General features: G+C 48.2%; 4 protein-coding genes and 1 pseudogene. 1 reads left to right on the plus strand and 4 read right to left on the minus strand.

All coding sequences use genetic code 11. From position 1 onward, the window contains the following. Positions 1-243 precede the first annotated feature (243 nt). The 3 genes and pseudogenes from pgtA to AYY17_RS05295 form a co-directional block, all read right to left on the minus strand. Positions 244-1,494, minus strand: coding sequence for a two-component system response regulator PgtA (pgtA, locus tag AYY17_RS05285; protein WP_067421965.1), 1,251 nt, complete (start codon positions 1,492-1,494; stop codon positions 244-246). Beyond that, positions 1,487-3,498: pseudogene (gene pgtB, locus AYY17_RS05290) on the minus strand (two-component system sensor histidine kinase PgtB). The gene pgtA and the pseudogene pgtB overlap by 8 nt, the downstream one beginning before the upstream one ends. Then, the gene (locus AYY17_RS05295) at positions 3,495-4,754 is read right to left on the minus strand and encodes an ABC transporter substrate-binding protein (protein WP_067421967.1); all 1,260 of its coding nucleotides are present in this window, start codon (positions 4,752-4,754) and stop codon (positions 3,495-3,497) included. The pseudogene pgtB and the gene AYY17_RS05295 overlap by 4 nt, the downstream one beginning before the upstream one ends. A gap of 529 nt (positions 4,755-5,283) precedes the next feature. Between AYY17_RS05295 and pgtP the strand changes: the two genes are divergently transcribed. Further along, positions 5,284-6,678: a phosphoglycerate transporter PgtP gene (gene pgtP / locus AYY17_RS05300; RefSeq protein WP_067421969.1), complete on the plus strand. Its 1,395-nt coding sequence runs from the start codon at positions 5,284-5,286 to the stop codon at positions 6,676-6,678. A gap of 150 nt (positions 6,679-6,828) precedes the next feature. On the opposite strand, the gene AYY17_RS05305 is transcribed toward pgtP, so the two are convergent. Further along, positions 6,829-14,181: an autotransporter outer membrane beta-barrel domain-containing protein gene (locus AYY17_RS05305; RefSeq protein WP_067421972.1), complete on the minus strand. Its 7,353-nt coding sequence runs from the start codon at positions 14,179-14,181 to the stop codon at positions 6,829-6,831. Positions 14,182-14,454: the final 273 nt, after the last annotated feature.

The following is a 14,454-nucleotide window of genomic DNA, read 5'->3' on the forward strand; positions in this document are numbered from 1 at the left end:
ACCGGCAGCATTTTTAGTTAAAACCAGCCAGGGAATGTCGCACAGATAGCTAATTATCATTATCGACATAGTGATAGAGGTAATTAATTAAAATAAAGACTCTTATTTAAATTTAATGAATAAATCATTCAAATTATTTAATGAAAAAATTCATAATAAAATAAATAAACCGGTTTCTTACTTATAATATAAAGATTGTCAGAAACCGGAAAAACCATCAATAACTATTAAGTATTATTTATATTATATGCGGTAATGATGCTTATCCAGCCCATATTTTCGCATCCGTAAATAGAGCTTTTTACGCGGAATTTGCAGATACTCTGAAACATCATTAATCCGGCCCTGATGAATATTCAGCGCTTCGGTAATAATCTGCCGCTCATAGCTTTCCACGCGCTGATCCAGTGCAGTCGGGACAACGGACGGCAGCAACGGATTTGCCGTATCACCCATCGGCATAATTCCGACAGCGTACAGCTCTGCGGCATTTGCCAGTTCGCTGACATTGCCCGGCCAGTGACGGCGGGTCAGTTTTTTGATCAGAGGCTCAGCAAGCGTCGGTAACGGGAGATTCAGCCGCTGACAGGCCTGCTCCAGATAGTGATGAAACAGCGGTGCGATATCCGCTTTGCGCTGTGCCAGCGGCAGGCAGGCAATCTGGGTCATTGAGAAACAATAATAGAGCTCGGCAATAATTTTCTGCTGTTTGGTCAGCATGATAAGCGGCGTATCAGAGATACCGGCCAGACGGAATGTCCGCTGCTCCTGACGAATATGCTGCACCAGCCAGCGCTGCTGGTTCAGCGGCATCAGGTCAATGTTCTTTATCACCAGTGTGCCGTCCGCCACTTCATCCAGCCAGGCAGCCAGCGGAATGTCCTCTTCATCATTAAACAGCGTTTTGATAACCAGCGGCGAGCGTTTGTTATTACTTATCTGATGCAGGTAACGGGCAAGGTAAGTACGCCCGCTGCCCAGTTCTCCGTGCAGGAAGACACCGGCATGTGTTTCTGATAATCCCTGAAGCTGCCGGCGCACATGCTCAGTCCATTCGCTTTGTCCGACAAAATTCAGTGTTAGCTGTTCACTGCTCCAGCGTCGCTGAATGACCCGCTGTTTACGTGCAGCCAGTGCTTTGTCCACCAGATCAAGCAGATGCTCCGGGTCCACCGGTTTTTGTAAAAAATCCCAGGCGCCCTGCTTCACAGCTTCAACTGCCATCGGCACATCACCGTGACCGGTTATCAGCAGAACTGGCAGATATTTATCTTTTTCCAGGAACAGTGCCATCAGATCCATTCCCGAGCAGCCCGGCATACACACATCACTCAGTACGATGCCACACCAGTCGCGGTGAACCAGATCTTTAGCCACCAGCGGATCATGGCAGGCATACACCCGATACCCGGCCTGATCCAACAGCAGGCAATACGCTTCCAGGACATCCGTGTCATCATCAATTAATAAAACATCGTAGTGGTCATCAAGCATATTCAGTTACCTTTTTAAAACTCAGAATCACACATCCGTTGCGGGTCAGCGTGGAGGCAATGTGCAACCGGCCCCCTAATTGCTGCATGATGGAGCTGCTGACAGACAGCCCGATCCCCAGACCGATTTCTTTACTGGTGGTGAAGGGTTTCATCAGTGAATCAGCCAGCGCCAGAGGCCAGCCGCAACCGTTATCACTGATAAAGAGGGTGATATCGTCACCGGACTCCGTGTAATCAATAGTGATGTCTGCCGCCGCCGGTGAAGCATCCAGCGCATTCGCCAGCAGATTCACCAAAACCTGCTGGATACCGATAGCATCCCCCTGCACCTGCGGCAATTTGTCCGGCTGATGCAGTGTCACATCGCGCATCTTATTCTGTAATGCCAGAATATCCCAGGCGTCCTGAATACTCTGATGTAAATCAATCGGCTGAAGCTGAGCGCCGTCATCCCTCCGCCGGGCAAACTGACGCAGAGAGCGGATTATCCCGTCTATCCGGGTAACAAGTTGAGTGGATTTGCTCAGTGCATTGACGGCCGTTGTATTACTGTTGTCTGCTGCCAGCGCCCGTTTTGCCATATAAAGGTGCATCGACAGCGCATTCAGCGGCTGATTGATTTCATGCGCCAGTGTGGTCATTGTCTGCCCGACAACCGCAAGTTTTGCCGTCTGAATCAGCTCATTTTGTGTCGCGCGCAGATTATCCTCAATGGCTTTTCTGTCAGTGATCTCTTGTTCCAGCTGAATTTTTTGCCGGTTAATCTGATTGATGGTCTGACGTAACAGTGTACCGGCGCGGGCAATTTCATCCCGCCCGTCAACAGGGATCTCTGCCGTCAAATCACCCTGTCCGATCCGCGCAACCGCCTTATTCAGTGCGGTAAAACGCTTTACCAGCCGTGAACGGATAAAATAATGGTTAAACAGCACCGCCAGTAATAATGCCAGCAGAGCCGTAATAATGATGATGGTTCCGCTGTAGCTCATGATATTGGACAGATGATGATTCAGTGTCTGCAACTGACTGTGGCTGTTATCAAGCTGGACATCCAGCTGAGTGCGAAACCGTTCAAGGATGCGATCTTTTTCTGTCGTGGCTGCCGCCAGTTCTGCCCGTGCCGCCCGGTAATTATTCAGAACGCCAGGCATTTTGCTGTCAGACAAACCGATATCCAGTAATTCATCAATAGTCTGGCGCAATGTGACAGTACTCGGGTACATATCCTGCGCCGTTTCATTCGCCTGTACGCCGGACTTCAGATAATTGAGATAACGGACATAGCTGCTCGGATCATGATTGCTGTTGCTTCTGCTGCTGTCGTTTTGTTCATCACGCAGCCGCCCGGTCAGGTCATCCATTATCTGCCCTTCCAGACGCGCCAGGGTGTAGATAAGCTGTAATTCCCCCTGAACTTTACGCAGGCTGCCCTGTAACGCGGGCGCCGCGACGGATCCTGCTCTATCTGATCCAACAGTGATCCCTGTTGCCAGCTGATATCCTGTGAGAGCGAACTCAGTTCAGTATTGAAGTCATCATGCAGCCAGGCTATCCGCGCAGACAGGGTATTGACATTTTCACGTGCCAAAAACAAGGTATAAAGTGAATTATCAAGGCGTTGCAACAATACCTGACCTTGCTGCACAATCGCGGTTATCTGCGCCTGATCCTGCCCGGTCAGCTTCTGGTTAATAGTGTCAATCTGCGCCAGATGTGTGGTTATCCGGTTGCGCAGCTGCAAACGAGCCACGGTATCCGGTGCTTTCAGGAACTCGTTCAGTTCATCCACGATCCCGTTCAGCTGACCTTCAATCAGAAATGAAGCCTGAATACGCGGAAAGTAATCCCCCAGCGCATAACGGATCTGCCTGTTTTGTGCCTGCCAGGCGTAGAGACTGACACAACTGACGATCAGCGTCATCAATGTCCCGACAACAAAGGCGGCGCGCAGTATTCCGCTGATACTGAAACGGCCGATATAATGAGCAATTCGTTGTTTCATCGGACTTTTTCCAGCTCAGCAATGGCTTTACGCTGCTGCTCCTGAAAAAAACGCTGCCAGCGGATATACTCTTCTTCTGCTTTGCGGTTGTCTTCAAAACGCGTGTAATACACCGGATCCACACTTTCCTGTGCGGAAACCGGCATTGCGGTGAGTAATGCACGGACATGCGGCAGCGGGCGCTTAACGCGGGCTTCTGCCGTATAAAGCGCACGCCAGGCATCTTTTGATTCCGTTAAGCGGAAGGTAATCGCGGTATCAAAGAGTTGCTGCACCATACGCTGGCGTTTCAGCACCAGGTTTTCATCCATCGGCTGCGGGGAATTGAGCAAACGGCGCTGCTCCGGCTCCCTGGGATTACCTGCCGGCAGAGGTGTGACCGGGTATTTTCCGGTATTACTGTCCGCCAGAACCAGCTGCCCCTGTTCACTGAGCAGGAAACGGATAAATGCACGGGCATTCTCTTTATTCAGGCTGTGGCTGATAACAGCCACGAAGGTCGGGGAGGTTGCAGAGTCCGGTAAATAATTAAATGCCAGTTCCGGGTCGCTCAGCAATAAATAAGCATAGTTATCAATGATTGGTGCCGCGCCACCTAATCCGGCTTTGATTTTATCCGCCACCCCGAAGCTGCGCGAGGAAATAGTGGCAAAATTACCCGAGATATTCAGCAACAGACGCCAGCCTTCATCCCAGCCCCGCTGCTGTAACAGTGATTCAACCATCAGATGATAAGTATCAGAGCGCGACGGGCTGCTCATCAGCAGTAATCCCTGATAGCGACTGTCTGCCAGCGCATCCCAGGATAGCGGAAGCGGCAGGTTGTTATCTGCCATCCGCCGTTTGTTAACCAGCACGCCATAACCGGAAAATGCCACCGCCGCCACATTGTCTCTCAGACGCAACGGCACCAGTCTCAGAGAAACATCCGGCAGTCCCGGCAACTCCGCCAGGCGATCATGCTCCTGTAAGTGCTGTAACAGCATCGGCGACGAGGTCACTACCAAATCGACATTTTCCAGTGCCGGTGTATCCAGCAGACGCTCAAGTGCCGCACTGGTGCGGTTGATTGTCCGGACACGAACCGCCCCCGGCTGCTGCTGCCAACTGCTGATAATATGGGCAGTTGCTTCCGGGGAAAGTGTGGTGGCAATCACCAGTTCATCCTGTTTTGCCGCAACCGGCAGACTCAGTACCAGCGCAGCGATTACAGTAATAAGAGATGCCGCTAAACGGCAGATTCGGATTCGTGGCATAAGCAGGCTTCTGTAATTGTTCACCGGATGTGACTCACATCAAAAAAATGATATTTTCTTCAGTTTGTCGTAAAAGCCCGTTTGGGGCAAATTTTACCCGTTTGTTTACCGGCATCCGCACCATTGGTATTCCGGGAAATAACAAAAGGGAATGGATATGTATGTAAAAAACCAGAGCGTCACCGGAAATAGACGATAACATTGCAGGAAGTAATAATAGCAATAAATATCCCGGACGACAAAATAAGTATAAAAGCCTTACAGTTCAATATAAAAGCTATTTATATATTTTAACCCATCAATATACATTAATTATTTTTCTTAAATTTCATGATGATACACATACGTCATGCAAACAAACTTGTTTGTGTCAATTTATGTCATTTGTTTTTGTTATTGCGTCAAAAGTGACTCAATTTCACCGTATTGAGATATTTATTCAGGCGGAACATGATAACGCTGTCAGAAAAAAAACGACGACAACACACAGTAATTCTATTTTAAAAAATACATTTATACAGGTGAAATTATGCTGTCATTTTTAAAGCCTGCTATGGCAAAAAATAAAATCGCGCCTGAGAAAGTACCTGAAACCTACAAACGTTATCGTGTTCAGGCACTGCTCAGCGTATTTCTTGGCTATTTAGCTTATTATATTGTCCGTAATAACTTTACGCTCTCCACACCGTATCTGAAAGAAAACCTGGATCTGACCACAACACAGATCGGGTTATTAACCAGCTGTATGCTGATCACTTACGGCATCAGTAAAGGGATTATGAGTACCCTGGCCGATAAAGCCAGCCCGAAAGCCTTTATGGCCTTTGGCCTTATTCTCTGCGCCGTTGTTAACCTCGGTATGGGTTTCAGCAGCGCCTTCTGGTTATTTGTCGGCTTTGTTGCGCTGAACGGTTTATTCCAGGGGATGGGTGTTGGTCCTTCTTTTATTACTATTGCCAACTGGTTCCCGCGTCGTGAGCGTGGTCGCATCGGGGCGTTCTGGAATATCTCCCATAACGTCGGCGGTGGTATTGTCGCCCCTATCGTAGGTGCCGCTTTTGCCGTCCTCGGCACAGAGCACTGGCAGGCTGCGAGCTATGCGGTTCCGGCTGTTATCGCAGTTGTTTTTGCGGTTATCGTTCTGTTCCTGGGTAAAGGATCACCGGCACAGGAAGGTCTGCCGTCTCTTGCTGAGATGATGCCGGAAGAGAAAGTTATTTTAACCGCTTCTCAGAAAGAGCAGTCTCCGGAAAACATGACCGCATTCCAGATTTTCTGTACTTATGTACTGAAAAACAAAAATGCCTGGTATGTCTCTTTTGTTGACGTCTTCGTTTACATGGTTCGTTTCGGGATCATCAGCTGGCTGCCGATTTATCTGCTGACTGAGAAAAACTTTACCAAAGATCAGATGGGTGTCGCGTTCCTGTTCTTCGAATGGGCAGCAATTCCGTCAACACTGCTGGCGGGCTGGCTGACAGACAAACTGTTCAAAGGCCGCAGAATGCCGCTGGCTATCGTCTGTATGACACTGATCTTCTTCTGTCTGATTGGTTACTGGCAGAGCCAGTCACTGGCGATGGTCACCTTCTTCGCTGCCATTGTTGGTTGCCTGATTTATGTTCCTCAGTTCCTGGCATCAGTTCAGACAATGGAAATCGTACCAAGCTTTGCGGTAGGTTCTGCGGTTGGTCTGCGTGGTTTCATGAGCTACATTCTGGGTGCTACCCTGGGTACCACACTGTTCGGTTTCATTGTTGATCGTATGGGCTGGCACGGCGGGTTCTACCTTCTGCTGGGCGGGATCGTCTGCTGTATCATCTTCTGTGTTCTCTCTCACTTCGGTGCGCTGGAGCTGGAACGTAACCGCCAGAAAATACTGTCGGACGAAAAAACAGACAAGAAATCTGCTGCGGCAAACTAATTTCACTCTGTACTTTTTTAGCACTTATGTGCTGACATCAGGAAAATACGCAAACCCCCGGACTGGTTCCGGGGGTTTTTATTGCGTTGTTTGCGGGATAAAAAAATCCCCCTGCGCTGGCGCAGAGGGATCCGGTTACTGCTGTTCAGATTATTTCCACTGGTATTTCACGCCGATCATGGCGCGATCACCTGAGTAATCATCTGATCCCATCTGATGAGATACATTGCCCCAGAGAGTCCAGTCGGGAGATAACTGACCTTCGATACCTGCTTTGATTTCAAACCGGTTTGCCGGACGATCATCGCTGAAGGTGTAATGCTGATTAAAGGTCATGTCATTTTTCGCATTACTGTGTAACCAGTTTACTTCAACAAACGGCTGCGCCGATTTATCTGACTGCTTCTGATTTGCGTAAGTTACACGGGCACCCAGGCGGGTATCCACACTGTTACTGCGCTCACCTTTCATTATCAGACCCGTACCGCTGCTGCTGTCATCTGAATCATAAGAATTAAAGACAGCCTGCGCCTGTGGTGTTAATACCCACTGCTTTTCTGCATTTGGTTTATACATTGCCATACTGTAACCCGCTTCAACCGATGCACTGACTAAATTACTCTTATAATCTGATGAGTTACCCGCCATGGATACTTTGTTATCAAACCAGGCGTACTGCGCCCAGACATCCACATACGCATTGTTTTCATCTTCCCGGTTCTGATACCAGGTGCCGTATAAACCCACACTGTAAGCGCGGTCAATTTTCGCATCAGATTTCGTTCCGGTCCGTTTTGCACGGCTGGTGTAATCGGACTTACCAATCCCGCCCATTACCCCGGCACGGACAGTGGTATCCTGATTATCATTATTCCAGTTGATAATATCACCACCCAGTTGCGTGGTATAAGTATCCCCCTGAAGACGCATTGAGCGGCTGACTGCATCCTGCCGTTGGCGATCCCCGACGATACGCAGCCAGACAGATGATGCATTCTCATCACCTTTAAAACTGTCAGCGTAATGCGGTTCACCCAGACGGTCATGCAATGTCATTGAAAACATACCGAGTGCTGCGCTGCGGTTTGCCATATGCGCCCCGACTTCCGGGTTCACGTTAGGCTCCGGTTTGTCATCCTTTTCATCCGGCGGATAAACATTGGTATCGTAAGAATCTAAATACCAGCTGTCATCTTTATATCCTTTATGTAACTGATATTCATAAACACCAATAGCAACCGGCCCGCCCAGTTTAAAGGCATCCTTATCGGATGTTCCCCCGACACTGACAACCTTAATCGCATCCGGCTGTTTCAGCGTATCTGCGCCTTTACCACCGACGTTATTAATGTTCAGCGTGGTTGCACCGTTTGCACCGCGTTTCACATTGCCGTCAACAACCAGCTGGTCAGTCATTGTTTCTTCATGACCTTTATTCAGCACAGTATTCAATGTGATCGCACCGCCGTTCGCTGTGAAATCCCCGCCGATATTCAGACGGCTTTCCGTCTCCTTCTGACTGGCAAGCCAGATATGACCGCCATCATTCACGAAATTACCGTTAACGCGATACGCTGTTGCGTGGTCAGATTCTTTCTTATTAAGCTCACCGACATAGAAATGACCGGCATTATTTACACTGCCTTTTAATGTTCCCTGACCGGCAAACATACCCTGTGAACCAATATTCACCTGTTTGCTGTTCATCACCAGTGCAGAGTCATAGCTGCCGGCCTGCAATGTGCCGTTCTGGATCTCCGTGGTGCCGGTGTATTGCGCTGAATTATCATTCAGGGTTATACGTCCCGCGCCCTGTTTCACCAGGGTTCCGGCTCCGGTAACACTGTTCGTCAGCTCCCACGGCTGTTGGCCGTTGTTATGCGTGAGCACCAGGGTTCCGGCATTTTCAACCGCTGCGGTTCCGAGATTTGCAGCGTGTGCAGCACGTAATGTACTGCCGGTATCAGTGGTAAAGCGTCCGCTGAATCCGCTGTTATCTGCCACAAGGCCAACATCAGATTTCTGTGCAATCTCAGTAAGACCGGTTCCGGTCAGTTGATTGAGTAACTGCCCCTGTGCGCCTTCGGTACGCAGGGTTCCTGCTACTTCAATCAGGCTGTCACCCAGCCCGGCGATATGATTAACGGTAATCTGCGCCGGTGCATCAATAGTGACATCCGCATGCATTGTGTTATTCGCACCCTGCACTGACAGTGTGTCATTATTTACCTGCAGGTGACCATCGCGTGTTCCGCTAAGATGTCCGTTGATCTCTCCCCCGTTTTTCACCGTCAGCTTTCCGTTGCCCAGTGCAATCAGGCTGTTAACCGCAGACATCACTTTACCGGCTGTCTGCTCAGTCCCCGCACCTGTGGTACTGGTCAGCTCAACCGCTGTACCCGATGCCAGATCCAGCAACTGCGTGTTTCCTAACACATTGTCTGCTTCTGCCCGTAATTTTCCGTGACGGACAAACGTGCTGCCGGTGTAATCATTGCTGTTATTAGACAGCGTGACATATTCACTGTCTGTATCGACAGCCAGGTCGCCCTGCCCGGTAATTTTTGCACCGAGGTTTGCGGCAGAGCCGGTTTTACCGGCTGCGGCAGCCAGCACCAGCGCATTATTATCTTTACCCTGCAAATCCACTTCTGTCAGTTGGTAAGAGACATAAAGGCCATCGGCTTTACCGCCCGCCTGCGACGCGGTTTGTAAGCCATAATCATAAGTGCCTTTAGCCACCACAGTACCGTCCTGGCGCAGATCCTGCGCTGTCCGTGTATTTGATGCGATGATATTGCCGTCTTTATCTGTCAGTTGTAGTGACAGCCCGCCGGTGTAATCCGAGGCTTTCCCTGCATTCACCAACTGAGCCACAGAATCCCCTTCATCCTGCTCCAACAGAGGTACTTTGTTATTCACTGACGGTGCCGGCAGATTATCAAAACCGTCTGCTTTCACCTGAACGATACCTTTGGCGTTATCCAACGCCAGAGAGTTTACGCTGATGTTATCGTCAATCTTTTTGCTGCCGGTGATATTGTCTTTAAAAGCCAGCGTACCGCCACTCATTGCCAGACGATCAAAAGATTGTGTACCGACACCTTCCCGGACAGTCGCGATAGCCCCGGTACTGATATCCAGCAGCGATTTTTGCAGTGCGCGGGTGTTATCTCCGGCAATATCAAATGTCCCTTCCGTCAGGCGCAATGTCCCGGTGAAATTATCCCCGGCAAAAGCTGCACTGTTGTTATCAAACGCAAATGCCTGCCCGTTGGTTGCCGTGGTAACCAGGCCGCTGCCCTGCAACTGATGTGCAAAGGTGTGGCCGTTGTTCTGATTGATAAACAGCTCACCGCCCTGCTTCACAATAATGCCGTCATCTGCATTCTGCTCATTCAGGACAATGTCCGTATTGCGCAGCTCAAAGCGGCCTTCTTCAATATTCAGCAGCTCAAACCCGCTGAGTTTACTGTTATCCTGTAAAACATAGTGGCTGGCTTTACCTTTCAGCGTCAGTGCATCCTGCCCGCCGCTACCCGCGGTCAGATTACCGAATAATAAATCGCTTTGTGCCTCTGTGACATTCTGCACAATCACATTATTTTTACCGGTGCCGACAGTACCGTTTACCAGCGAGGTTCCACCGTTCAGCGTGATGGTGTTGTTGCCGTTACCGGCTGTCAGAACATCAGTATGTGCGGTGTCTTTCATTTCAATGGTGTTGTCGCCATTGCCTGCAACCAGTTTCCCGGTCTGAGCTTTACCGCTCATAACAGCCGTGTTTTTACCATTGCCGGTAATTAATCCGCTGGTGGTGCCGCTCAGGGAAATTGTATTATTACCGTTTCCTAACAATGAATTACCACTAACCGAACCACTGTTGGTAAAGTTAATATTGACGTTCTGATGCGCATCAACCGCGACACCACTTCCTGATGCTGCTGTAATTTTTCCGCTGTTAGTGAAAGAAAAATCATTATTCAGGGCAGTCAGGTCAACCACACTGTGTGCCGAATCTGAGGTCAGATTACCACTCTGCGCGATTTTTTTTGTTTGCCCCAGAACAATCAGCGCCGCTTCGCCTTCGGCTGACTGAATATTGACATTCATCCCGCTGATGACATCACCGGAAGTATTGGTAACGATCCCGTTACCGCCCTTATTCAGCACATTAATGGTTGTGCCTTTTGCATCGGAGGTATCGAGATTACTTTTCGCCATCTCTGTACCGCCTTTACCATCATCGGCCTCCAGTTTCAGGCCGGATGCATTATTACCACTGACAGTGATAGTTCCGCTGCCGGATAATTTAAACGCACCGGTATTATCATCCACATTCAGAAGATGCAGACCGCTGCCGCTGCCGGTAACTGCAATATTGGCATTATTCAGTTTTACGGTGGAGCCGGAGTGCACCCGCACTGCATCTGCGGAATTTTCACCCAGTATGCTGCCGCTGCCGCCGATCGTCATAGTGGCATCACGGTTCAGACGAACAGCCGCAATTCCGTTATTGGCAATGATTTTACCGGTGTTATTCACCAGTGAGTTTTTCCCGTAAATATCAACCCCGGTGCCGTTAACCCTGATATCCGTTTTGTTATTCACTGTGCCGGTTTCGACGCGGATCCCGGTGGCATTATCCGCACTGCTGAAATCAATATTACCTACGTGATCGAGCACGCCGCCATTAATCAATTTGTATCCGATAGCATCTTTCGCAATATTGCCATCCGAACCGCCGGACAACAGATTTGCATAAGATGTCAGCTTGGTTTTGTCAGATCCTTTTGTAATGCCATTGCCGTTAATATCATAATAATTTCCGTCAATAACCGCGATTGTGGCCTTTTCGCCACTCACATTAATGATTGTGTTTTTATCCAGAACAACCTGTCCATCCGCCCCTGCACCATTTGCCAGATAGAGTCCGGTTGCTTCAGTACCATTAACATTCAGTTCCATATTGCCGGTTTCAACTTTTGTTCCGATATCCGCAATATAAAATCCCCGGCTTTTTTCACCATTAATATCAAAATGGTAGCTCGTATTTCCATCACCGGATGCCAGGAATTGTGCTTTTTGGTCGACGCGGAACAGGGTGGAATCGTTATTATCCAACACCAGCTTCACATCACCGCCGCCAAAGTTGATTGCAGAACTGTCTGCTTCATCGCTGCCTTTACGCCCGGCGATCCAGTAACCCAGCTGATTTACTGCGGCTTTATCAAAGATAACCAGCCCTTTATTAAGGTCAATTTTACCGCCGGCACGGGCAAATACGCCGACCGTGTTATCGCCTTTCAGCTCAATCGTCCCGCCCTGAATGTTAACTCTGGCATCATCCGCACGGATACCTGTTGTACGGGCCGGTTTTTTACCACCGACAGTTTTGCCGCTGTTAGTTGCAATAATCTTACCGGTATGGGTAATCGTTGAGTTCCCCAGCGCAAACAAACCGATAGAACCTTCTCCGGACACATTAATGGTTCCGCGGTTTTCGATAACATCATTTTCCCGCTTCTCACCAGATACCCGCATGCCGACAGTGTAACTGCCCGCGGCATCAATCTCGCTATTGTTGACGGCCGTCAACTGCGTGTCTGCGCTGCGCTTTATCGTTGATGCCACATTAATTCCGACGGCATTACTGACACCTTTATTGATATCAATTTTACCATTATTTTCAATGGTATATTTTCCACCGGCTACAATATTTTCATCCAGCAGTGCCGCCACAGCATTCGATACCACCCTCATATCCCAGGTATCATCCTTACGACCACCTGACAACAGCACACCATCTTTACCCATCAGGATAGTGCCATCATTCACAAACGATGCGCCCCGCACCTCAACGCCGGTAACAATCCCCTCACCGGCACCAATACCTTTCTGGCCCAGAAGCAGAGAAGCATCCTTTGAGTTAGTCACAAGTGCGCCATTGGTGGCAGTCACACCCGTATTTGCAATAATATCCGGATCGCCCCGGTCATTGTTGGCAAGATTAAATGCCTCAACAGCGATTGTACCGAGGTTGATATACTGTGCATTTTCCCCGATCACCTGGTCGCCGTAGATACGGGTTGTACCATCACCCAGCAGTAGCGTGCCGCTGTTGGTAAATTCTGCATTATCAATTAACGCATTCTGTCCTTTGTAATTCGGTACAGATGTTATGGCATCATGGAACACTTTCGCGCCATCATGCGCATAGATATGATAGGCACGGAATCTGCCTGAATCTGATGTTGTTTCACCACGGATATCCGCGCCGTCATTAATATTCAGTACACTGCCTTCTCCGGCAGCCTCAAAGACAGAGCGTTTACCAATACCTGCGGTAACTGCCTCATTCAGTTTGATATTTTTATCTTCCAGGCTTTTCAGGTCGATGCTGACATCGAAATAATCCTTATTCTGCGGGCTTGGGATAACCGTTGCTTCTATCAGATTTTTATATTCCTGACCGGTTAATTTGTTATCTTTTACGGCTTCGATTAATAATTCATTATATGCGGCCAGTCCCTGCGCATCACCGATAGCAATAGCATCACCGGTATGATAGGTAATGCCGTTTGACGCTGTAAAATCATCCAGTCCTTTCGGTGCGGACACTTCGGAAACTAACTGATTCTGCGGCTGGAACCTGTAGTCAGCAGTACCGGAAGAGACATTCATGCCATACGCTTCACCAAAAGTGACGTGCAGTTTACTGGTGGTATTGATGGTAGCGGATTTCCCCTTGTCTGCCGCCGCTACAAACAGTGAGCTGTCCTTGATGTAATCAATATTCCAGTCAACATTATCTTTTGCTGTCATATCCAGGGTACCGTTCTTCACCTCCGCCAGGGTCAGATGATAAAACGGTGATAACGCAGGCTGTTTTTCCAGCAGATAGACACCCAAATCCGGATTAACCGTCACTTTGAATTTATCTGTGTTATACGCCTGCAAAAAAGCCTCTTCCCCGTCTTCCGTTTTCCAGGTGATTTCTTCCATTGCTGACGGATTATCCGGAACCCGCCAGTCTTCAACAGAGGTCAGTGAAACATTTCCTTCAACCGGCTTTCCGTCTTTATATTGAATAATTGAAATGATTTTATCTTTTTCGGTATTCTTAGCCCATAACTCCTGTAAAGAAAACCAGGTTTCATCATAATCAAGATTATTAGTGAATGTTGTTTTTTCATTATTCAGATTGAGATTTTTTGAATCGCCATTATTAATAACCCGGGCTTGTTCTTTCTGATTTGAATTATTTACCCACGTTTTAGTTTCGGAATTAAATTTTGCAGGGAGATACTCAGTTTCTAACCATTGATTAGTATTAACGTCGGGATCTGCGGCCTGAGCAGACAGCACAAACCCGCCTGTCATCAGCGCCACAAGAGGGATCAGTGCTAACTTACTTCCTTTTTTTGCACCTTTTGCGAATTCAGAGGCGACAACAACATTCCCTGTTCGTTGATTTTTTACGACTTTAAATATTTTATTCATTTTTATCTTTCTCAATATTGAAGGGAATAAATAAGGAAATTCAAGGTGCAAAAAACCCTGACGTCATTTAATGCGTCATAAAAAAACGGGCCATCATTTGAATAACTGACAGCTATAAACGTAATGGGTTATTTAATTAATTTATTTAACGTTCACCCGGACCTTCCTTTATCAGGATAAAAAAAAATTTAACTTATGGGTAATGCGGCGGCGTATTATAGAGAGGAGATTTTGAATGTCCAGAGAGGTTTTAGGAATAATCCTAAGTTAAAT

It is taken from the genome of Morganella psychrotolerans (assembly GCF_001676055.1).
Classification (GTDB): domain Bacteria; phylum Pseudomonadota; class Gammaproteobacteria; order Enterobacterales; family Enterobacteriaceae; genus Morganella; species Morganella psychrotolerans_B.

What these genes read in the sequence shown, in the direction of transcription:
- pgtA (WP_067421965.1), bottom strand. Translation starts at nt 1,494, where the DNA reads ATGCTTGATGACCACTACGATGTTTTATTAATTGATGATGACACGGAT.
- AYY17_RS05295 (WP_067421967.1), bottom strand. Translation starts at nt 4,754, where the DNA reads ATGCCACGAATCCGAATCTGCCGTTTAGCGGCATCTCTTATTACTGTA.
- pgtP (WP_067421969.1), top strand. Translation starts at nt 5,284, where the DNA reads ATGCTGTCATTTTTAAAGCCTGCTATGGCAAAAAATAAAATCGCGCCT.
- AYY17_RS05305 (WP_067421972.1), bottom strand. Translation starts at nt 14,181, where the DNA reads ATGAATAAAATATTTAAAGTCGTAAAAAATCAACGAACAGGGAATGTT.